Annotated in this window: 20 protein-coding genes; 10 read left to right on the top strand and 10 right to left on the bottom strand. The window is 62.2% G+C overall.

The features are described 5' to 3' along the window. The gene (locus ACROHD_RS12310; RefSeq protein WP_432678250.1) at window positions 1-1389 is read right to left on the bottom strand and encodes a leucyl aminopeptidase family protein; all 1389 of its coding nucleotides are present in this window, start codon (window positions 1387-1389) and stop codon (window positions 1-3) included. Window positions 1390-1452: 63 nt separating this feature from the next. After that, window positions 1453-1836 (bottom strand): hypothetical protein, encoded by a 384-nt coding sequence (locus ACROHD_RS12305; RefSeq protein ID WP_432678190.1) that lies wholly within the window; start codon window positions 1834-1836, stop codon window positions 1453-1455. Window positions 1837-1979: 143 nt separating this feature from the next. Between ACROHD_RS12305 and ACROHD_RS12300 the strand changes: the two genes are divergently transcribed. The 3 genes from ACROHD_RS12300 to ACROHD_RS12290 are packed head-to-tail and all read left to right on the top strand — an operon-like array spanning window position 1980 to window position 3990. Continuing rightward, window positions 1980-2630 carry a carbonic anhydrase gene (locus tag ACROHD_RS12300; protein WP_432678189.1) on the top strand — a complete coding sequence of 217 codons (651 nt, stop codon included), beginning with the start codon at window positions 1980-1982 and terminating at the stop codon, window positions 2628-2630. A gap of 58 nt (window positions 2631-2688) precedes the next feature. Continuing rightward, on the top strand, window positions 2689-3675 hold the full coding sequence (locus ACROHD_RS12295) for a sodium-dependent bicarbonate transport family permease (protein ID WP_432678188.1): 987 nt from the start codon (window positions 2689-2691) through the stop codon (window positions 3673-3675). A 3-nt stretch (window positions 3676-3678) separates the two neighbouring features. Further along, window positions 3679-3990, top strand: coding sequence for a P-II family nitrogen regulator (locus tag ACROHD_RS12290; RefSeq protein ID WP_432678187.1), 312 nt, complete (start codon window positions 3679-3681; stop codon window positions 3988-3990). Window positions 3991-4006: 16 nt separating this feature from the next. Here the strand turns inward: ACROHD_RS12290 and ACROHD_RS12285 are convergent, their stop codons facing one another. Together ACROHD_RS12285 and ACROHD_RS12280 are read right to left on the bottom strand one after the other, a co-directional pair. After that, window positions 4007-5632: a mucoidy inhibitor MuiA family protein gene (locus ACROHD_RS12285; RefSeq protein WP_432678186.1), complete on the bottom strand. Its 1626-nt coding sequence runs from the start codon at window positions 5630-5632 to the stop codon at window positions 4007-4009. A 72-nt stretch (window positions 5633-5704) separates the two neighbouring features. After that, the gene (locus ACROHD_RS12280) at window positions 5705-6727 is read right to left on the bottom strand and encodes an aspartate-semialdehyde dehydrogenase (protein WP_432678185.1); all 1023 of its coding nucleotides are present in this window, start codon (window positions 6725-6727) and stop codon (window positions 5705-5707) included. A 327-nt stretch (window positions 6728-7054) separates the two neighbouring features. On the opposite strand from ACROHD_RS12280, the gene ACROHD_RS12275 reads away from it, so the two are divergent. Then, complete coding sequence (locus ACROHD_RS12275; protein ID WP_432678249.1) at window positions 7055-8359, top strand: DEAD/DEAH box helicase; 1305 nt, start codon at window positions 7055-7057, stop codon at window positions 8357-8359. A 54-nt stretch (window positions 8360-8413) separates the two neighbouring features. Here the strand turns inward: ACROHD_RS12275 and ACROHD_RS12270 are convergent, their stop codons facing one another. Continuing rightward, the gene (locus tag ACROHD_RS12270; protein WP_432678184.1) at window positions 8414-9277 is read right to left on the bottom strand and encodes a D-amino-acid transaminase; all 864 of its coding nucleotides are present in this window, start codon (window positions 9275-9277) and stop codon (window positions 8414-8416) included. A 15-nt stretch (window positions 9278-9292) separates the two neighbouring features. Next, complete coding sequence (gene ilvD, locus ACROHD_RS12265; RefSeq protein WP_432678183.1) at window positions 9293-11125, bottom strand: dihydroxy-acid dehydratase; 1833 nt, start codon at window positions 11123-11125, stop codon at window positions 9293-9295. 360 nt (window positions 11126-11485) lie between these two features. Here ilvD and ACROHD_RS12260 point away from each other — a divergent pair, with 360 nt between their 5' ends. After that, window positions 11486-12010, top strand: coding sequence for a hypothetical protein (locus tag ACROHD_RS12260; protein ID WP_432678182.1), 525 nt, complete (start codon window positions 11486-11488; stop codon window positions 12008-12010). A 139-nt stretch (window positions 12011-12149) separates the two neighbouring features. Here ACROHD_RS12260 and dgcA read toward each other — a convergent pair whose 3' ends face one another. From dgcA to ACROHD_RS12245, 3 genes are all read right to left on the bottom strand, one after another. Continuing rightward, window positions 12150-13112, bottom strand: a complete 963-nt coding sequence (dgcA, locus tag ACROHD_RS12255) for an N-acetyl-D-Glu racemase DgcA (protein WP_432678181.1) — start codon at window positions 13110-13112, stop codon at window positions 12150-12152. Then, window positions 13112-14113 carry an N-acetyltransferase DgcN gene (dgcN, locus tag ACROHD_RS12250; RefSeq protein WP_432678180.1) on the bottom strand — a complete coding sequence of 334 codons (1002 nt, stop codon included), beginning with the start codon at window positions 14111-14113 and terminating at the stop codon, window positions 13112-13114. The genes dgcA and dgcN overlap by 1 nt, the downstream gene beginning before the upstream one ends. A gap of 90 nt (window positions 14114-14203) precedes the next feature. Beyond that, window positions 14204-14560: a hypothetical protein gene (locus ACROHD_RS12245; protein WP_432678179.1), complete on the bottom strand. Its 357-nt coding sequence runs from the start codon at window positions 14558-14560 to the stop codon at window positions 14204-14206. A gap of 248 nt (window positions 14561-14808) precedes the next feature. Here ACROHD_RS12245 and ACROHD_RS12240 point away from each other — a divergent pair, with 248 nt between their 5' ends. The 5 genes from ACROHD_RS12240 (at window position 14809) to ACROHD_RS12220 (ending at window position 19665) form a co-directional block, all read left to right on the top strand. Continuing rightward, window positions 14809-15372, top strand: a complete 564-nt coding sequence (locus ACROHD_RS12240; protein ID WP_432678178.1) for a CGNR zinc finger domain-containing protein — start codon at window positions 14809-14811, stop codon at window positions 15370-15372. Between the two features lie 191 nt (window positions 15373-15563). Continuing rightward, window positions 15564-16553: a glutathione S-transferase family protein gene (locus ACROHD_RS12235; protein ID WP_432678177.1), complete on the top strand. Its 990-nt coding sequence runs from the start codon at window positions 15564-15566 to the stop codon at window positions 16551-16553. A gap of 40 nt (window positions 16554-16593) precedes the next feature. Beyond that, window positions 16594-17544 carry a threonine-phosphate decarboxylase CobD gene (gene cobD, locus ACROHD_RS12230; protein ID WP_432678176.1) on the top strand — a complete coding sequence of 317 codons (951 nt, stop codon included), beginning with the start codon at window positions 16594-16596 and terminating at the stop codon, window positions 17542-17544. Next, window positions 17541-18449, top strand: coding sequence for an adenosylcobinamide-phosphate synthase CbiB (gene cbiB / locus ACROHD_RS12225; RefSeq protein ID WP_432678175.1), 909 nt, complete (start codon window positions 17541-17543; stop codon window positions 18447-18449). The genes cobD and cbiB overlap by 4 nt, the downstream gene beginning before the upstream one ends. 43 nt (window positions 18450-18492) lie before the next feature. Next, window positions 18493-19665: a lytic murein transglycosylase gene (locus ACROHD_RS12220; protein WP_432678174.1), complete on the top strand. Its 1173-nt coding sequence runs from the start codon at window positions 18493-18495 to the stop codon at window positions 19663-19665. 204 nt (window positions 19666-19869) lie between these two features. Here the strand turns inward: ACROHD_RS12220 and ACROHD_RS12215 are convergent. After that, window positions 19870-21932, bottom strand: a 2063-nt coding sequence (locus ACROHD_RS12215; RefSeq protein ID WP_432678173.1) for a chromosome segregation SMC family protein, incomplete at its 5' end; no start/stop codon positions are given.

Here is a 21932-nt window from a genome sequence, read left to right as displayed (position 1 = left end):
TCAGTCATTGCTCAAAACCTCGGGCAAAGCGGAAAAGATCGCCCGCGCGGCCTGACCGACGCCGCCCTTGGGGCGGGCAGGGGCATCTGCGGGTTGCCAGCCGTAAATGTCAAAATGGGCAAAGCGAGGCGCGTCCTTTGCGAAGCGTCGCAGGAACAGCGCGGCGGTGATGGACCCGGCAAATCCACCCTTGGGGGCATTGTCCAGATCAGCGATGCCGGGTTCGATCATCGACTCGTAGGGCGCATGAAACGGCATCCGCCAAACCGGGTCCGACACGCGGATGGCGGCGGCGGACAGTGCCCCGGCAAAGCCATCGTCATCGGTATAGAACGGAGCGATATCCGGGCCCACGGCAACCCGCGCGGCCCCGGTCAGCGTGGCCATGCAGATCAGAAGATCGGGGGGTGTTTCACTGGCCAGCGACAGCGTATCGGCCAGCACCAGGCGCCCCTCTGCATCGGTGTTGTTGATCTCGACGGTCAGACCGTTGCGCGCGGTCAGGATGTCACCGGGGCGAAAGGCATTGCCCGCCACAGCGTTTTCCACTGCGGGGATCAGGACGCGCAACCGCATGTCCAGACCGGCCCCCATGATCATGCGTGCCAGCCCAAGTACGGTGGCCGAACCACCCATGTCCTTCTTCATCAGCCCCATGGAGGCGCCGAGTTTCAGGTTCAGCCCGCCTGTGTCAAAACAAACCCCCTTGCCGACCAGAGTCAGCTGAGGGCCTTCGCTGCCCCATGTCATCTCGATCAGCCGCGGGGCCTGCGCGGCGGCACGGCCGACGGCGTGAATCATCGGGAGATTGCCCGTCAGCAGGTCATCGCCCTTGATGACGGAAACAGACGCTCCGAACCCCTCTGCCAGATCTCGCGCTGCAGCTTCCAACTGATCGGGGCCCATATCGTTTGCGGGGGTGTTGATCAGGTCGCGTGTCAGCGCCTCTCCCGCTGCGATGTTTTCAAGCGCGGCGGTATCAAGCCCCTCTGGTGCGACCAGTTGTGCTTTGGGGGTGAGGGCATCCTTGTAGCGACCAAAGCGATAGCCGGACAGCAGCCAGCCAAGCGCGGCCTCTTCGCGTTCAGTCTCTGGCAGGCCGTCTACAAGGCGGTAGGTGCCCTCTGGCAAAGCGGCCAACGCTGCGCCGATTGCAAAGCGCTTGCGTGCTCTTGCCGCGTCCGTCCCAAGCCCAAGCAGGACGCGAGCGATCCCGCCTTCGGGATCTGGCAGAACACAAGGCTCAGCAAGCGACGCTGCAAAGCCCGTGGACCGCGCCCAAGCGGCTTGTGCTGCAGGCAGAGCGTCAAGCGCCCCCTCCAAAGCATCGGGGGAGATGCAGGTTACGGGGATTGCGCCGGGATCGGCGGGGGAAAAGCGTCTGTCCATGGTCATCCGTCACAAAAATGGCTTGCAACAGCCTAGCGTGACGGGCCGTGGCTGCAAGGCGGATCAGCCCGATACATCCTCCAAGTCCCAGATTGCGTGGATGGATCTTTCCCCTACACGTACGAGGCGCGCATGAGTCGAGGCCAGCGCCACCACATCGCCCGTCGCCACACAGGCCAGCACGTCGCGCGCCACCCGTGCCAGCGTTGCCATCCCGATCCGGTCCGATGCCGCCGCCAGATGGCGGGCAGGGCCTGCCAGGTCCGACCCATCCTGGACCGGATGAATTCTGCGAATGTCCTGCAGATGCGCGTTGATCGTCTGCAACGCACTGGCAACTTCGTGTTCTGCCCGGATCTCTCCGATCTCATCGCAGAGCCGCTCCAGCCGTTCGGGATTGAACCGTGCCGGTTCCTCCGGTCGCAAAAATCTTACGTCCTGCTCCATCACTCACTCCACTTCCGCCCCCACGGATAGCGCGGACTTTGCCCCGGCTTGCTGAAGAATCCGTTATGCCTGCGACCAAAAAATAGCTCGAACTTTCGAGGAATGCGCCCTATCAGGGTCGACGCGACGACAGAGGACGCTAAATGGAATATGTTTCCCTCCTGCCGACATACCTGACGCGGCGCTACCACAGCTGGAAAGCAACGGAATACGCAGAGAACCAAGCTTGGTTCCGGCGTCTTGCAGAAGAAGGTCAACGTCCGCGCGCCATGGTGATTTCCTGCTGCGACAGCCGGGTTCACGTGACCTCTATCTTCGGGGCAGAATCGGGCGAGTTCTTCATTCATCGCAATATCGCCAATCTCGTGCCTCCCTATACGCCGGATGGCGATCATCACGGCACCTCTGCGGCAGTCGAATATGCGGTCACGGCGCTGAATGTTTCCAACATCATGGTTCTGGGCCATTCCAATTGTGGCGGCGTGAGCGGCTGCATCCAGATGGTTTCTGGCAACGCGCCGGAACTGGAAAAGCCCACCAGCTTCGTCGGCCGCTGGATGGATATCCTGCGCCCCGCCTGCGAAGAAACCGCAAGCATCACCGACGAACACGAACGTCAGCGGGCGTTGGAACAGCGCTCGGTCCTGGTGTCTCTGGCCAACCTTATGACCTTCCCCTTCGTGGCCCAGGCCGTCGAGGATGGGCGTCTCTCCTTGCATGGCCTATGGAACGAAATCGCATCTGGGGCCTTGGAAATGTATGATTCGGACGTTAATTCCTTTGTGAAAGTGTAGGGTATTTCGGATTCGTTCCAGCTGGGACCTGAAAGACCAATCGGAACACGGGGACGAAATGGACCAAATACTTTCTCTGGCGGCAGAGAACCTGTTGTCGCCAATCATCCTGTTTTTTGTGCTTGGATTTGCGGCGGCATACGCCAAATCCGACCTGACAGTGCCAGAGGCTGTGGCCAAGGCCATGTCGCTCTATCTGCTCTTTGCCATCGGCTTCAAGGGCGGGGCCAGCGTGGCCTCGCACGGGGTGGATACGACGTTGATCCTGTCGCTCGTTGCGGGCGTGATCTTGTCGTTCGTTCTGCCGCTGGTAGCTTTTGCATTGCTGCGCGTCATGTCGGGATTGGACGTCACCAACGCCGCTGCTGTCGCCGCACATTACGGGTCGATTTCCATCGTCACCTTCGTGGCTGGCACTTCGGTGCTCGACTCGGCAGGGCTGGCGGGAGAGGGGTTCATGGTCGCTGTTGCCGCCGCGATGGAGGCCCCCGCCATCCTGGCCGCCCTTTGGCTGATCGCGCGCTACGGTGACAAGTCGAATAGCGAAGAGATGGATGGAGAGCTGCTGCGGGAAATCCTGCTCAATGGCTCCATCGTCCTGCTGATCGGGTCTTTCCTGATCGGGGTAATCACGGGGGCGGACGGTCTGGCCCGGATCGAAAGCTTTATCGTGGCGCCGTTCCAAGGGGTTCTGTGCCTGTTCCTGCTGGATATGGGGCTGGTTGCCGGGCGCGGCTTGCGCAGTGCGGCAGGGGTTCTGCGACCCGGCCTTTTGGCCTTTGGGATCGTCATGCCGCTGGTTGGCAGCGTCTTCGGCCTTGCCGCCGGGATGCTGATCGGCTTGTCGGCGGGAGGCGTGGCGCTGTTCATGGTGCTGTCGGCCTCGGCCTCCTATATCGCGGTGCCCGCGGCTATGCGCGTGGCCCTGCCAGAGGCGAACCCGTCCATCTACCTGACGCTATCGCTTGGCGTCACCTTCCCCTTCAACCTGACCTTGGGCATCCCGATCTACCTGGCCATTGCCCGCACCGTGACCGGAGGCTGACCCATGCAGACCCACAAGGCAAAACGTGTTGAGATCATCATCGAAGCGATGATGGAGCGCCGCCTGACCGAAGCGCTGCGCAAAGCCGATGTGACGGGCTACACCATTCTGCCCGTCAAGGGTGGCTCTGGCCGGTCAGGGGAATGGAGCCGCGCAGGACAGGTCAGCCGCGCAGGTGGAATGCTGGCTGTTGTCTGCATCATCAAGCCGGAACGGCTGGACGCGCTGCTAGATGCCGCCTTCGCCGTTGTCGAACGCCATATCGGCGTGGTGAGCGTCACAGATTGCGAAGTGCTGCGGGCCGAGCGGTTCTGACGCCCGGCCCCTTCACTTACGGACGCCAGTAGAGGTCATAGCCCTCGGGCCAGGACATCTCCGCCTCCATACGGATCGTGCGGGTTTCACCTGGGGCGACGGTCAAATCCCATGCGTGAATGCCCCGCCGCCCGTCGAGATTTTCCTCGCTTGGCGCGATGGAGAGGGTCAGATCCAGTTCCAGATCGTCTTGTTCGGTGTAGGGCACGGCATAGAGAATGCGCACATCTTCCGGCTGGTCCGAGACATTGGTCACGCCAAATTCCACCACCTGCCGCTGCACGTTGGACCGGTTGAAGAATCCCTCATCCCCTTCGTTCCGCGACAGGTCGCGCCAGAAGAGTTGCAGGTGATCGACCGATCCGAAGGGCAGCTCCACCTCGCCGCCGGGGGGGATGGTGTCCATGTATTCATCCGCCAGAAACGCTGCGTCGCGGTAAACGGCCATGTCACCGGGGATCAGCGGCTGGCCGGTCGTGTTCTCGGCCCGTGCGATCAGGAAGGCCGTATCGTCACGGCGCGGATTGGCTTCGATGGTGATCTCAGCGTCGAAGCTGAGCGTATCGAACGGCACAAGTGTTTCACCCCCTTGCCCAAGCGTCTGTGGCTCGGCAATCTCAGCGTTGAACGACAAGCCGAAGCTTTCGAACGTTGCGCTTTCCTCGGTTATGATCACAGGTTCCAGGACGGGCTCAACAAAAGCGCCGCCAGCAACTCGATCCTGAAAGATTTCTGGAGGCCGTTCCTCTTCGATGCGGGCGAGCGAAGGCCGCACGCCTGTCATGTCCAGAACCTGTCCCCATTCTTCGCCCGACAGTGTCAAGGCAACCTGTTCCCACCGGTCAGGCAAATAGCTTTCCAGCCGCGCGGTGCGCGCCAGCGTTAGCGCGCCATCCCCGGTCGATAATCTTGCGGTATAGGTCATGTGCCAGCCCAGGCCAGTGGCTAGGTAAGTAAGATTGACCGCCAGATCGGCTGCTTCCGTCACCTCAATCGGGATCGCCAAAGCGATGCTGTCCGCACCCAGGGGAAAAAGCGCGCGCAACTCCGCCTCGGCATCGCTTAGGTCTGCCTGCAATTCAGCGATTGTGGCGAGCTGCTCATCCTGCTGGTGCTCGCCTTCCAGCAGCTCCGTCGTCAGCTCCTCCATCTGCTGTCCCAAGACGCTTAGCACGGCGCCGATCTCATCCGGGGCCGTCACCTCGCCCGAGCCGCTGGACGCATAGCTTTCCAGATAGCGGCGCTGCAGGGCGATGGTGCCAAGCCCGGCTTCGATATGTGCAAGCTGATCCTCTGCCTCTTCAATCTCGGCCTCCAGCACCTCGATCCGGGCGCGCAGGGCGGCCTGTGCTGGCGTGTCGAACTGGCCATCCTCGAAACCGGGGGTTGGGTCCGTGCGCACCGGGCCAAGCGGGGTGCCGTCGGACAGCGCGGCGCTGACGACGCCCGCGTCCTGCATGTATTGTGGTACCGGCACCAACAGCCGATGCGCACCTGCGGGAACCGTCACCGATGCCTGTCGCGTCACCTCTGCCGCGCCGCCATAGATCGTGGCGTGGGTCACGTCGGCGCGCACTGGAATGTCTTCGGCATGGGCCATGCCTACCGTCAAAACACCAACCGCAAATATATGAAATCTCATTGAAAAACCCTTCCTGCTCGGATGTCAGGAAGGGTTCATCTTCTTCATCGAATCGTCAAGCGAGCTTTCGGATCAGCCCTTTTTCAGCACCCGATTGCCGAGCGTTTCGGCGATCTGCACGGCGTTCAACGCCGCGCCCTTGCGCAGGTTGTCCGACACGCACCACAGGTTGATGCCGTTCTCGATGGTGCTGTCCTGACGGATGCGGCTGATGAACGTGGCGTAGTCGCCAACGCATTCCACCGGGGTCACGTAGCCGCCAGCCTCGCGCTTGTCGACGACCAGGATACCAGGCGCCTCGCGCAGGATGTCGCGGACTTCATCCTCGTCAATGAACTCTTCGAACTCGATGTTGATCGCTTCCGAGTGGCCCACAAAAACCGGCACCCGCACGCAGGTTGCCGTGACCTTGATCGAGGGGTCCACGATCTTTTTGGTTTCGGCCACCATCTTCCACTCTTCCTTGGTCGAGCCGTCCTCCATGAAGACGTCGATATGCGGAATCACGTTGAAGGCGATCTGCTTGGGGTAAACCTTGGGGGCCACTTCCTGACCCGGCACATACATGCCCTTGGTCTGGTCCCACAGCTCGTCAATCGCGTCTTTGCCGGTGCCGGACACTGATTGATAGGTGCTGACCACCACCCGCTTGATCCGCGCACGGTCATGCAACGGCTTCAGCGCCACCACCATCTGCGCAGTCGAGCAGTTGGGGTTCGCGATGATGTTCTTGTTCTTATACATCTCAACCGCTTCGGGGTTCACTTCCGGAACAACCAGCGGAATCTCTGGGTCGTAACGGTAGAGCGAGCTGTTATCGATGACGATGCAGCCCGCCTTGGCAGCCTTGGGGGCATAGGTCTTGGTCGCGTCCGAGCCGATGGCGAACAGCGCAATATCCCATCCGGTGAAGTCGAATGTATCCAGATCCTGAGTCTTGATAGTCTTGTCACCGAAGCTGCACTCGGTCCCAAGCGAACGACGCGATGCCAGTGCGGCAAGTTCGTCCACAGGGAACTGGCGCTCGGCCAGGATGTTCAGCATTTCGCGGCCCACGTTTCCCGTGGCGCCGACAACGGCAACTCTGTAGCCCATGATCTTGTCCTCTTTGCTGGGAACAGCGGCGCACATAACGCAAGCCTGAGGGAATCAAAAGGGGCAACAGGCTTGACTTATGCTGCAATTGCGAACATGTGACACCCATGCCTTTCTGCCGCGTGAGCAGTGAAGCCTGCGCAGATGCGCCAATGGCTCAGGGCAACCCTATCTTCCAGTCCCCATCACGCAGGGTCTGACGGTCCGGCCGGTTCAATGGGATCCGCCCGTTTCGCAGAGCGCCTGACCGCACCCTCGCTGTTCCCGATTCTCGGGAGCGATGATCTGTATTCACCCGTGCGCGACACCGCGCCGGAAAGGAAAAACGTGTTCGATTTTGATATGCTCGGCCTCTCGCCGACACTGCTGGCTGCAGTAAAATCCGCGGGCTACGACAGCCCCACCCCGATTCAGAACCAGGCGATCCCGCTGGCGCTGGCGGGTCACGACATTATGGGCCTTGCCCAGACCGGCACCGGCAAGACGGCTGCCTTTGGACTGCCACTGGTGGAACACCTGCTAACCCATCAGGGCAAGCGTGAACCCAAGTCCGTCAAGGCGCTGATCCTCGCGCCAACGCGCGAGCTGACTAACCAGATCGCGGAAAACCTGCGCGCTTATGTGAAGGGCTCTCATCTGCGCGTCGGCACCGTCGTTGGCGGACAGTCGATCAATGTGCAGATGCGGTTCCTTGAGCGCGGCACTGACATTCTGGTCGCGACCCCCGGTCGACTGATCGACCTGATGGACCGCCGCGCCGTGCGGCTGGACCTTGCGCAGTTCCTTGTGCTGGACGAAGCCGATCAGATGCTGGACCTCGGCTTTATTCACGCGCTGCGTCGGATTGCGCCGGAACTGGGAACGCCCCGCCAGACCATGCTGTTTTCGGCCACCATGCCCAAACAGATGGAAGAACTGTCACGCACCTATCTGACCAATCCGCGCCGGGTGCAGGTCTCGCCCCCTGGCAAAGCCGCAGACAAGGTTACGCAATGCGTGCATTTTGTTGCCAAAAGCGAAAAGCCCGCCATGCTGCGAGAGCTTCTGCGCCGCCATCCTGATACGCTGAGCCTTGTATTTTCACGCACCAAGCATGGCGCCGAAAAGCTGATGAAGGGGCTGGTTGCCGACGGGTTCGACGCCGCGTCCATTCATGGCAACAAGAGCCAGGGCCAGCGCGACCGTGCCATCAAGGCGTTCAAGGACGGCCAGGTGAAGATCCTCGTCGCCACGGATGTGGCGGCACGCGGAATCGACATTCCCGATGTGCGCACCGTCTATAACTACGACCTGCCGGAAGTGCCCGACAACTATGTCCACCGCATCGGCCGCACCGCGCGTGCGGGCCGCGATGGCGAGGCGATTGCCTTTTGTTGCGCTGAAGAGGTTGGTCTGCTGAACCAAATCGAGAAAGTGATGAAGGTTTCGATCCCGGTTGGCAGCGGCCGCAAGCCCGAAGAGGTGAAGGTCGAAAAGCCCAAGCGCGGGGGTGGTGGCGGTGGCCAAGGTCAGCGTCGCCGCCGGTCCGGTGGTGGCGGTGGTGGCCAGGGCCACGGCCAAGGCCAGGCCCCGGCCCCGGCCAAGCCACGTCAGGCCCGCCGCAACAAACAACGCCGCAAACCGGCGGCATAAAGAAAAAGGGGCCGCATCGTGCGGCCCCTTTTTTATGTTTGCATCAGTGCCAGCTCAGACCGCAGCCTTGCGCATTTCCTCAAGATAGATCTCGCGGATGCGCGGGGCGATGTTGCCCACCTTGCCGGTACCTACGGGCTGACCGTCGATCTCCACAACCGGCATTACGAAAGCCGAAGCAGAGGTCACGAAAGCCTCTGCCGCGTCCTGCGCCTCTTCGATGGTGAAGGGACGTTCTTCCACCTTCATCTGTGCTTCACGAGCGAACCGCAGTACGGCGGCGCGGGTGATGCCGTGCAGGATGTCGTTGGACAGCTGCCGCGTGACGATGGTGCCATCCTTGGTCACGATATAGGCGTTGTTCGAAGTGCCTTCGGTCACGAACCCATCCTCGACCATCCAGGCATCATCACAGCCCGCTTTCTTCGCAGCCATCTTGCCGAGCGAGGGGTAGAGCAGCTGAACCGTCTTGATATCACGGCGGCCCCACCGGAGGTCTTCGACCGAGATCACTTTCATACCCACCTTGGCCTGCGGCGCATCCGCCAGACCCGGCTTGTTCTGGGTGAACAGAACGATGGTCGGCGCGGTGTCCTCGGGCGGGAAGGCAAAGTCACGATCCGCGGGCGCACCGCGAGTGATTTGCAGGTAGATCAGGCCATCGGTGATGCCGTTCCGTTCAACCAACTGACGGTGAACCTCCAGCAGATCCTCGGTGCTGATCGGATTGGCCATTTCCAGTTCATTCAGTGACCGTTCCAGCCGCTTGGCGTGACCGGCGAAGTCGATGAGCTTGCCACCAAGCACGCTGGTCACTTCGTAAACGCCATCGGCAAAAAGGAACCCCCGGTCGAAGATAGACACCTTCGCCTCGTTTTCCGGCAGATACTCACCGTTCACATAAACAGTGCGGGTCATGGGCGTGATTCCTTTTCAGACTTGGCGAACAGCGCCCTTGGCGGCGCTGGTGGTAAGGGCGGCATAAGCTTTAAGCGCGGTCGAGACCTTTCGGGCGCGCGGCTTGGCGGGTTTCCAACCGGCAGCATCCTGCGCCGCACGGCGGGCGGCCAGCTCTTCGTCGGACACAGCCAGATTGATTGTGCGGTTGGGAATGTCGATTTCGATCTTGTCACCGTTCTGGACAAGACCAATCGCGCCACCCTCTGCCGCTTCGGGAGAGACATGGCCGATGGAAAGACCCGAGGTGCCACCAGAGAAGCGGCCATCCGTCAGCAGGGCGCAGGCTTTACCGAGCCCCTTCGACTTCAGGTAAGAGGTCGGGTAGAGCATCTCCTGCATCCCCGGCCCGCCGCGCGGCCCCTCGTAACGGATCACCACAACGTCACCTTCCTTGACCTTACCGGTCAGGATGTTGCTGACCGCCTCGTCCTGGCTTTCACACACATGCGCGGTGCCGGTGAATTGCAGAATGGACGCATCCACACCGGCGGTTTTCACGATGCAGCCATCCTCGGCGATATTGCCGAACAGAACCGCAAGGCCGCCATCCTGGCTAAAGGCGTTTTCCTTGTCGCGGATCACGCCATTGGTGCGGTCAGTGTCCAGTTCCTTGTAGCGGTTCGACTGGCTGAAGGCCTGCGTCGTACGCACGCCACCGGGCGCGGCCTTGAACAGGCTTTCGGCCTCGGGGTTGTTCGCCACCGCGATATCCCATTTGGCAATCGCCTCGCCCATGGTGCTGGAATGCACGGTGTGACAGTCGTTGTGCAGCAGGCCCGCGCGGCTGAGTTCCCCAAGGATCGAGAAGATGCCACCGGCGCGATGCACGTCTTCCATATGGACGTTCGCAGTGTTTGGCGCGACCTTGCACAGGCAGGGCACCTTGCGGCTGAGCCGGTCCATGTCGGACATGGTGAAATCCACCTCGCCCTCATGGGCGATGGCCAGAAGGTGCAGCACGGTGTTGGTGGACCCGCCCATGGCGATATCGAGGCTCATCGCATTCTCGAACGCCTCGAAGGTCGCGATCTCGCGCGGCAGCAGGCCCTTTTCCTCGCCCTCGTAATGCCGCTTTGCGATCTCGACGATCTTGCGACCAGCTTCGAGGAACAGCCCCTTGCGGTCGGAATGCGTCGCCAGCGTCGACCCGTTGCCCGGCAACGCCAGACCCAGGGCCTCCGCCAGACAGTTCATCGAGTTCGCGGTGAACATGCCGGAGCACGACCCGCAGGTCGGGCAGGCGTTTTCCTCGATATGCTGGACCTGTTCGTCGGTAAAGGCATCATTCGCGGCGGCGACCATAGCATCCACAAGGTCGATCTTGCTCATCTCCAGATCTTCGATGTCGATCTTGCCCGCTTCCATCGGCCCGCCCGAGACGAAAATCGCCGGGATGTTCAGCCGCATCGCGGCCATCAGCATACCCGGCGTGATCTTGTCGCAGTTGGAGATACAGACCATCGCATCGGCGCAATGGGCGTTGACCATGTATTCGACGCTATCCGCGATGACCTCCCGCGAGGGCAGCGAATACAGCATCCCGTCATGGCCCATGGCGATGCCGTCATCGACTGCGATGGTGTTGAATTCCTTGGCAACACCGCCCGCCGCCTCGACCTCGCGCGCGACCATCTGGCCGAGGTCCTTCAGGTGCACATGCCCCGGCACGAACTGGGTGAAGCTGTTGACGATGGCGATGATGGGCTTGTCCCAATCGCCATCGGTCATGCCGGTGGCGCGCCAAAGGCCACGGGCGCCAGCCATGTTGCGGCCATGGGTGGTCGTGCGGGAACGGTATCTGGGCATGTCGGTCCTCCTGTCGAGCGGGGATTGCTTAGCGCAAAGATCGGGGGAGGGCCATATGGGGAAAGGGGAAATTGGTGTTGAGTGTGAGGGAGCGCGATGGCCAGACCGCGGGATGGCGATCCGACCTTTGAACGGAGTGCTTTATCCCCGCCAAATCCGGAAGACCTCTGACCGGAGCGCCTGCATCACCCAATCGCCAGCCCGGGGGGCCGGTCTGGCTATCGCGCGGTGCCTTTGGCGCTATTCGCGCGGGGTGGTGAATAGACTTCGGTTGCAATGGGCGTAGTCGAACAAAACTGTATTATTGCAAATTCCACGCATGCTAAATTCCACGCGCGTGAATCAATATGTTAGTTGAGCATGGGGGTGCTTTTGACCGGTTCCAAGTATGAAGAACTTCAGGTGCTCACCGAAAAGTACGGTTTAGAGACCTTGGCATTCTACGAGAAAGTAAAAGCCATCGGGCCGAATATCGTCGAAGCGTATATTGATTATCTTGGCGGACCAAAAACCGCAGCAAATGCTGTTCCGCCAGATGGCGATTTTGATCCGAGCATGCTTCATCGGGATGCTGCTTTCGACTGCTACGGACGTGGGACGATATTTCTTGAACCCATTCGGATGGGCGTTTGCACCGAGATTAGAAACCAGTCAGATCGGGGGGCGACATGGGTTCGAACTGTCTTGAGTTTTTTCCCTGACGGAGGGAGAATCCGGCTTTTTATCGGCAGCAAGGAACATCAGATTCACGTAGGCGAGATTGTGGACGACGTCATGGCAGAGATATGCGAAGCGATTTTCACAGATGCCCGCGAGGCATTTTCGATTGAACTTGATGAAGCACAGGGCCGTTCTCGCATCGGATTCACTTCGCAAACGGGTTGAGGCTGAGGAAAGAAGTCCGAGTGGGCGAACAATATCACGTAGGGTAGGCAGCCCTGCCCACCACCAACACCGGGGCTCCGCCCATTCGCGCCCTGAAAGGTCCATTGGACCTTTTACCGGCCAAAGGCCGGACCGGCGCTCACCCCCACAGCTCCGCACTTGCCGGATGCACACCCGCCGCGTCGTAGACCAGCGGCGGTTCCCGGTCCTCAGCCAGCAGCAAGGGCCCGTCCAGGTCCACCACCTCGGCCCCTTGCGCCACCAGAACGGCGGGGGCCATGGCGAGCGATGATCCGACCATGCAGCCGACCATGACCTTATAGCCCTCGGCGCGGGCGGCGTCGCGCAGCGCGAGCGCTTCGGTCAAGCCGCCGGTCTTGTCCAGCTTGATGTTGACCATGTCGTATTTGCCCCTCAACCCCGGCAGGCTGGCGCGGTCGTGGCAGCTTTCATCGGCACAGACGGGCAAGGGCCGCTCGATCTCCGCCAGCATGTCATCGGATCCAGCAGGCAGCGGCTGTTCCACCATCTGCACGCCGAGGCGCAGCAAATGGGGCGCGAGATCGGCATAAACCTCCGTCGTCCAGCCCTCATTCGCGTCGACGATGATGGGGGATTTCGGCGCGCCTTCGCGCACCGCCTCCAGCCGCGCCATGTCGTCGGGCGTGCCGAGCTTGATCTTGAGCAGCGGTCGATGCGCGTGTTTCGCGGCCTCTGCCCGCATGTTCTCAGGCGAATCCAGCGACAGCGTATAGGCGGTGATCATCGGGCGCGGCGCAGGCAGCCCCGCCAGTTGCCACACTGGCGCGCCGGTCTGCTTGGCCGCCAGGTCCCACAGGGCGCAGTCCACGGCATTGCGGGCGGCCCCGGCGGGCAGGGCATCCTGCAAATCCTGCCGGGAAATGCCCTCGGGCAACCCCTTGATCTCAGCGGTCACGCTGTCCAGCGTCTCACCGTAGCGGGCATAGGGCACGCATTCCCCCTGCCCGATCACGCCATCTGCAAAGGCGCGGACGGTCAGGACATGGGCCTCGGTCCGGCTGCCGCGGGCGATGGTGAAGACCTGCGCCAGCCGGAAGGTATCGGCAGTGACAGACAGCATCAGATCGCGTCGAGCGCGTCCACCAGACGGCCTGCGCCCTGGCGGAACGGGTCGACGGCGGGCAGGCCCATCCGCTTTTCGGTTGCTTCCAGATAGGACAGCGCCTCGTCCTCACCCATATTCGCGGTGTTGATCGAGATGCCAACGACCTGACAGGCGGGATTGGCGATGCGCGCGAGCGGCAGCGCAGTGTCGCGCAGAGCCTCCAGCGAGGGCAGGTCATAGCCCGGCAGACCGCGCATATGGGCGCGGGTCGGCTCATGGCTCAGGATCAGCGCGTCGGGCTGGCCGCCATGGATCAGCGCCATGGTCACACCGGAATAGGACACGTGGAAGAGGCTGCCTTGCCCCTCGATGTGGTCCCAGTGATCGTCATCGTTGTCCGGGGTCAGCCATTCGATGGACCCGGCCATGAAGTCGGCGATGACGGCATCGAGCGGCACACCGTTGCCGGTGATCAGGATGCCGGTCTGACCGGTGGCGCGGAAGCTCGACTTCATGCCGCGCTTCTTCATCTCGGCATCGACGGCCAGCGAGGTGTACATCTTGCCGACCGAACAGTCGGTGCCCACGGCAAGGCAACGCTTACCGGACCGTTTCACACCATTGGCGATCGGGTATTTGACGTCCGGCACCCGCACGTCGTGCAGCTTACGGCCGGTGGCTTCGGCGACGGCAACAAGATCGGCTTCGTCGCGCAGCAGGTTGTGCAGACCAGAGGCAAGGTCAAACCCCTCCTCCAGCGCCATGACCAGCACCTTCTTCCATTCCTGGCTGATCACGCCCCCACGGTTGGCAACACCCACAACAAGCGTTTTGGCCCCGGCCTCTTTCGCGGCAGAAAGGTCCATGTCAGGCAGTTTCACATTGGCGCCGCAGCCCTCCATCCGAAATTGCCCAATGGCGTTGTCAGGCCGCCAGTCACGGATGCCTTGGGCCACTTTGGCTGCGAGCTGATCGGGCGCATCGCCCAGGAACAACAAATAGGGAGTCTGGATCATCGTGGACCTCGGCTAACGGAAATGGGCGCCTAAAACGGCGTGTTTCAATCCCGCTTACAGCGGGATGCCCCCACGATGCAAAGGCCAAACTTAGGGTTTCGACCAGTCCAGTAGCGCGACAGGCGCATCAAGTTCCTGATAGAAGTCACGCGGTGCATGATCGGAAGCAACCGTGTTGCGCTTGAATTCGTACCGCATCAGGTCATCCTTCATTTCAGATGCCACGATCAGAGCCTGATAAAGATGCCGGGGGCCTTCATAGATATCGACAAGCCCCCGCAGATGTGGGGCATGTTCCGCGTCCAGCGCAAAGCCTTCTTCGGCAAACTGCAGGATCGGATATACTTCATCACCCACATGCACGGACCGGCGGCTGCGCTTACGCTCGGCCTTCTTTTGGGCGGCGCGAAGACCGTCCATCACTTCCTTGGGCAAAAAATCAGACATAGGTCCAGATCCCTAACGGTTCCTGTGGACAAAATGGGGTGCTGAGAGATTCGGACAAGGCCACTGCACCGCCGCAGCGCAGCACGTCGCATTCCCGCCACAGTGTCCATTTGGCCAACACCAGGCACATGGGCAAAGGACCGCGGACACGCATTTTAGATTTTCACGGGCGCTTTACTTAGCCCCTGCCCTGCGGCACGATACGCAAAGCGAATAAGAAAAGAATACTCCGAGGCAGTGCAGTACCAATGACCAAAGCGATATCACGCTCTGAACCGGGCGCAGGACATCCGTTCCTGACCTTCCTGAACACCGTTGCCGATGACGGCAAGACGCGGCAGATCAACAGTTTTCAGAATGCGACCGTGCTTGTGCGATTGCTGGAGGAAGAAGGCTTTGCCGCCCCATCCGAGCCGATTACGTCCACGCAGATGCGCAATATCCTGATCCTTCGGGAAACGGCCTATGCCGCCTTTTCGGCCATCGCGGCGGGACGGGCCCCAGGGCGCGAGGATGCGCTTTATCTGACTGAGACGTTGAAAACTGTCTATCAAGAGGCGGAGCTGAATATCGGCGCTGAGGGTCTTGCCGTTGCGCCAAGCCCGCTCGGTCGGGTCTATGAGCAGCTGGCATTGTCGATGGACGATCTGCTGCGGTCCGACCAATTTGGCCGGATACGCGAATGCCGACGCTGCACGCATCTGTTCATCGACAAGGGGCGCGGCGTCGGGCGGCGCTGGTGTTCCATGTCGCGCTGTGGCAATCGCGCCAAGGCCGAGAGCTTCCGCGCCCGTCAACGTCACGCGGCCTGACCAAACGGAATGTCGCGGCGCATTGCGCGCCGACCCGTGCGAGGGGTGCTGCCCAACGCGCCCGCCGGAGTATTTTCACGAAGAAGAAAGCCCACCTGTGCACAAGGGCAGATCAGGCCTGCGCGGCTGAAGGTGGTCATGGCCCCTGCGATAGCTATCTAGCGTAGTACAGATCAAAAGGAGCGCACGGTATGGGAATGCTGGTTGACGGGAAATGGTTGGACAAGTGGTATGATACCAAATCCACCGGCGGCGCGTTCAAACGCAGCGAGGCGCAGTTTCGCAACTGGGTGACCGCCGATGGCGCGCCCGGACCCTCGGGCGAGGGTGGTTTCAAGGCCGAAAGCGGGCGCTATCACCTCTATGTCAGTCATGCCTGCCCCTGGGCCAACCGCACGATGATCTATCGCAGCCTGAAGGGGTTGACCGATCATATCGATGTATCTGTCGTGCACCCCGACATGCTGTCAGACGGATGGACCTTTGACACCGACTTTCCCGGCGCGACCGGTGACCGGCTGTTCGATTCCGGCTTTGCCCGAGACATCTATCTGCGCGCCAAACCCGACATGACCGGGCGGGTGACCGTGCCCATTCTGTGGGACAAAAAGCAGGGCACCATCGTGTCCAACGAAAGCTCTGAAATCATCCGCATGTTCAACACCGCCTTCGACGGGATCACCGGTGATCGCCAGGATTTCTATCCAGAGCTGTTGCGGGCCGAGATCGACGATTTGAATGCGCGCATCTATGACGACGTGAATAACGGCGTCTACAAGGCCGGGTTCGCGACCACTCAATCCGCCTATGACACCGCCGTTCACGCGCTGTTCGATGCGCTGGACTGGATCGAGGATATTCTGGCGCGCAATCGCTATCTGACCGGTGATCAGGTGACCGAGGCCGATTGGCGGCTCTTCCCCACGATCGCCCGTTTCGACGCCGTCTATCACCTGCATTTCAAATGCAACCGGGCTCGGATCATCGACTATCCAAACCTGTGGGGATGGGCGAAAGAACTGTATCAATGGCCCGGCATTCGCGACGTGGTGAAGTTCGACCATTTCATCCGGCACTACCATTACAGCCACGACAGCATCAATCCGCACCGGATCATCCCCATCGGGCCGCGGATCGACTGGGATGCCCCCCATGGACGAGAGGCATTGCGGGCGGCCTGAAAATCGGGTTGAACCGTCCCCGGCGAACAGGGGACGGCGCATGACCGGGATCGAAGGCAAACGCGACCATGGCGGCGGGGTAGACGGCGCGGCGGCCCGATACGGTGGCACGCGTGCAGACTGGATCGACCTGTCAACCGGCATCAACCCCCTGCCCTATCCGGTACCGGAATTTACTGCCGATGCCTGGACGGCACTGCCCGACCGGGGCGCGTTCGACGCGCTTTATGCTGCTGCGCGGGCGTTCTGGAACGTGCCCGACGGGGCTGGCATCCTCGCCGCACCGGGCGCCTCTGCACTGATCGCGCGCATCCCCGCGCTTGAGCCTGCTGGCCGGGTTCACATTCCTGCCCCCACTTACAACGAACACTGGGCCGCTTTCCGCGCCCACGGCTGGCAGGAAGGGCAAGGCGATGCGCTTGTCGTTGTGCATCCCAACAACCCAGATGGCCGTATCTGGACCGGTGCTGACCTGGCGGGTGATCGACGTCTGACGGTGATCGACGAGAGCTTTGGCGACGTGATGCCGGCGGCTAGCCTCGTGCATCTGGCGGAACAACCGGGCGTGATCGTGCTAAAGAGTTTCGGCAAGTTCTGGGGGCTGGCGGGGCTGCGTCTTGGCTTCGCTATCGCGCGGCCCGAAACGATTGTCCGGCTGGCCGAGTTGATCGGGCCATGGGCAGTTTCCGGTCCAGGGCTGGAAACGGGGGCAGCCGCGTTGCGCGACATGGACTGGGCGGAAGTGACCCGCCAGCGGCTGGCACAGGAGTCAGAACGGTTGGATACGAGTATGACTCGCGCCGGGGCCACTGTCGTTGGCGGTACCACGCTGTTCCGGCTTTATGACGTGGGCGATGCGATGGCATGGCAGGACCGGCTGGCGCAGAGACATGTCTGGAGCCGGATCTTCCCCTATTCCGACCGCTGGCTGCGGCTTGGCCTTCCGGGGCGCGAGGCCCATTGGGCACGGCTTGAAGAGGCGTTGTCATGACCGCCTGGCTGCTGCTTGGGGCCATGGCGCTTGATGCGGTGATGGGTGAGCCGCGATGGCTTTGGTCCCGAGTGCCGCATCCTGCCGTGCTGATGGGTCGGGTGATTGGCTGGTGTGACGCCCGGTTCAATGTCTTTCCCCAATGGCACAATGGCGTTCTCGTGGTGATGGCGCTTGTCTCCGGGGCGGGCCTTCTGGGCGCGGTGATCGAGGCGCTGCCTTTGGGGTGGCTATGGTCCCTGATCGGGGCGGCGATCCTGCTGGCACAGAAAAGCCTCGTTCAGCACGTTCAGGCCGTGGCCGACGGGCTGCGCTATGGCGTGGGCGAGGGACGGCGGGCGGTCGCGATGATCGTGGGCCGCGACACCAGCAACATGGATGAACCTGCCGTGGCACGCGCCGCGATTGAGAGTGCCGCCGAGAATTTCTCGGATGGGGTAATCGCGCCCGCCTTTTGGTATCTGGTCGGCGGGCTGCCCGGCATTCTGATCTACAAGGTGGTCAACACCGCCGATTCCATGATCGGCTACCGTACCCCCCAGCACGAGGACTTCGGATGGGCGGCCGCGCGATTGGATGATGTGTTGAACTGGGTGCCCGCACGGATCACCGCGGGGTTGATCGCGCTGGCCTTCTGGTCCGAACGCGCGGTGGACGTGATCCGGCAGGACGCGCACCTTCACCGCTCGCCCAATGCGGGCTGGCCAGAGGCGGCAATGGCGGGCGTTCTGGACATCGCCCTGTCCGGCCCACGCAGCTACCACGGCGAAACCCGCGACTACCCTTGGGTTAACGGCAGCGGCGCGCGGGACATTGGTATTGCAGAGGTGGATGCCTCTGTCGCTGTCCTGTGGCGGGTCTGGGCTGTCTTCGCTGCATTAACACTCGTGCTTGCCCTGTTCTGAGCGCCTGATACTCTCTGGCCAACAACAGCCACAGGATTTTCCCATGCGACTGATTTCAGCGACCCTTCTTTCTCTTGCCCTGACAACCGCTGCGCACGCGCAGCAATGCGGGGGCAGCTTTTCGGCCTTCGTCGACGGGCTTCGGCAGGAAGCGCTGCGGAACGGCCATTCCGCACAAAGCGTCAACGCCTTCTTCAACGGTGTCAGCCAAGACCAGGCGACCCTGAACGCCGACCGGCGACAGGGAATTTTTTCCACCCCATTTGTCGAGTTCTCTCGTCGCCTGATCAGCCAGAACCGGATGGATCACGGCCGCATCAACGGCGAACGCTATCGCAGCGTCTTTGACCGGATGGAGCGCGAGCTTGGTGTCAGCCGTGGTGTGCTGCTGGCCTTCTGGGCGTTCGAGACCGATTTCGGCGCCTTCCAGGGCGACTACAACACCGTGAATTCACTGGTCACGCTGGCCCACGACTGCCGCCGGCCGGAACTGTTCCGCCCGCAGGTCTTCGCGGCACTCGACCTGTTCGAATCCGGCGATCTGGACCCGCGCAACACCACCGGGGCCTGGGCCGGGGAAATTGGCATGGTGCAGATGCTTCCCGAAGATATCCGCGATCGGGGCATCGACGGCGATGGCGACGGGCATGTGGACCTTCAGAACTCGGCCCCCGATGCATTGATGTCCGGAGCCAACATGCTGCGCAGCCTTGGCTGGCAGGCAAACCAGCCCTGGCTGGTGGAGATCGAGGTACCGTCGAATTTCGACTGGTCCATGTCCGGTCTGGAAACCACGCGGCGCGTGTCGCAGTGGCAGCAGATGGGCATCCGCAGTCGCAACGGTGCGCTGACGAATACGGGGCTACAGGCCTCAATCCTGGCACCGCAGGGGCGCAACGGACCGCTCTTCATGGCCTATCCAAACTATTCTGTGTTGTTCGAATGGAACCAGAGCTTTGTCTACGTAACCACAGCGGCCTATTTCGCGACCCGTCTGGAAGGCGCCCCGGTTTACAATGCCGGTAACCCTGACCCCGGTCTCGACCAGACCCAGATGCGCCAGCTGCAGCAGCGCCTGACCCAGTTGGGTCATGACGTTGGCGGGATCGACGGCATTCTGGGAGCCCGGACCCGCGCCGCCGTACAAGCCGAACAGGAACGTCTTGGGATGCCTGCGGATGCCTGGCCGACAGCGGAATTGTTGCGCAGGCTTTGACAGGGGTTTCGCCGCGCGCCGCGCGTCGACCCGCGAGCGGCCCTTCTCAACCCCCCGCTTACGCGGGAGGCCTCGAAGAGCCGCGTTGCCACGGGATATTGTCGGCGGGCGGTCCGCCAAGGCTGATCATGGTACAGGATGCGCTGGCTGGATGCCTCTGGCGGAGGTATTTTTGCCAAGATGAAAGAGGACCGCCCGTTAGGGTCAGGCCACCATCTGCTCGGCTTTTTTCAGGTCCACCGATACCAGCTGGCTGACACCCTGTTCGGCCATCGTCACACCGAATAGCCGATCCATCCGACTCATCGTCACCGCGTGGTGGGTGATGATGAGGAAGCGGGTGTCGGTCTGTCGGGTCATCTCATCCAGAAGATCACAGAACCGCGTGACATTCGCATCATCGAGCGGCGCATCGACCTCATCCAGCACGCAGATGGGCGCGGGGTTGGCAAGAAAAACCGCGAAGATCAGCGCCAGCGCGGTCAGGGTCTGTTCGCCGCCCGAGAGCAGCGACAGCGTAGACAGTTTCTTACCGGGGGGCTGGCAGAGAATCTCCAGCCCTGCCTCCAATGGGTCGTCACTCTCGACCAGCACCAGCTTGGCTTCACCGCCTCCAAAAAGATGGGTGAAGAGCATGGCAAAGTTGCGGTTCACCTCTTCAAACGCGGCCAGCAGACGTTCGCGACCTTCGCGGTTCAGGCTGGAAATCCCGCCGCGCAGTTTCCGGATGGCTTCCTCCAGATCCACCTTCTCGGCGGCCAGCGTATCGCGCTCTTCGGTGACCTCGCGGGCGTCTTCCTCGGCCCGCAGGTTCACCGCGCCAAGCGCATCGCGCTGACGGCGTAAGCGCATCACATCGGCTTCGATATGGTCTACCGACGGCATCCGCTCCGGGTCAGCACCAAGCTGGTCCAGCAGCTTCGCGGGGCCCACTTCCATCTCTTCCTCGATGCGGTCAGCGGCGGCGGCCAGCACCTCGGCGGCGCTGTCGCGGCGGGCCTCGGCGCGGGCGCGGGATTCGCGGGCATCGGACGCCGTTCGTTCCGCCTCGCGCTCTCCCTGAACCGCCTCTCGCAATCGGGTTTCGCCAAGCGCCAGAGCGTCAGCCGCTGCCTTGCGGCGTTTCTCTGCCGTTTCGATCGTATCGGCCAGCTGTTCCTTGCGCGCGACGATCTGATCGGGGGCCTTCTGGGCCGCCTCAAGCTCTACCTCGGCAAAGCCTTTGCGGTTCTCCAGCTCTTTGATCCGGGTCGCGGCGTTGTCCAGCCGCTTCTGCCAGGTCGAGACCTCTTCCGAAATCCGGGTCAGGCGGCTGTCGCGGGCTTCACCGGCGCGTTTCAGCTCTCCATGGGCGGACCGGGCCGCAAGCAGGGCAGAGCGGGCGGTTTCCACCTCGGCACGGGCCTCTTCCACTCGGGCGCGGGCAGTGTCCAGATCATCAAGCTCGGACCGGGCGCGAGTGGCATCTGCAAGGGTCTGGCGCGCGGCCTCGGCTTCCTCGCCGTGGCGGGCGGCGGCCTGGCGGAGGGTTTCAAGGCGACCTTCCAAGATATTTCGATCCGCCTCGGTCCGGGAAAAGGCACGGCTGGCATCGGCCATCTGCTGATCAGCGGCGCGGCGGGCAGCACGGGCCTGCTTGTCGGCCTCGGTCAGCGCCGCCAGCCGGTCCGCATTGGCCCGGTGTGTGGTGCGAGACCGGTCAACGGCAACAGCTGCGCGTTCCAGTTCAGCCGACATATCGTTCAGCTTGTTGGCCTGCTCCAACCGTCGCGCGGCGGAGGAAGAGCTGTCCGCCGCGGCCAGCGCGAAACCATCCCATCTCCACAAATCGCCGGTGCGCGTGACCAGACGCTGACCAGGCAGCAGTTGCGCTTGCAGGCGCGGGCCTTCGCCGTTTTGCAGCACGCCGACCTGCCGCAGACGACGCGCCAGCACCGGCGGCGCATCGACATATTCGGCCAGCGATACGACGCCAGCGGGCAGCGGCTGCGGCGTGTCGTATTGCGGTAGCGTGGTCCAGCCAGTGCCCTCATCTGCCTCAGGGGACTTCAGATCATCGGCCAGCGCCGCGCCAACGGCGGCCTCGTATCCCGGCGCCACGCGGACCCGGTCGAGCAGCTGATTGCGGCCGCCGCGTTCGCGTTCCAGCAGCTTGGCGAGCGCCCGAACTTCGGCATCTAGCGTATTCCATTCGCCTTCTGCCTCGGCCAGCACCGACCGCGCCTCCGCCTCGTGGATCTGCGCGTCGGACCGGGCGGCTTCGGCCT

It is taken from the genome of Nioella aestuarii (assembly GCF_050896395.1).
Classification (GTDB): Bacteria; Pseudomonadota; Alphaproteobacteria; order Rhodobacterales; family Rhodobacteraceae; genus Nioella; species Nioella aestuarii.
This window is presented reverse-complemented; position numbering and strand designations above follow the sequence as displayed.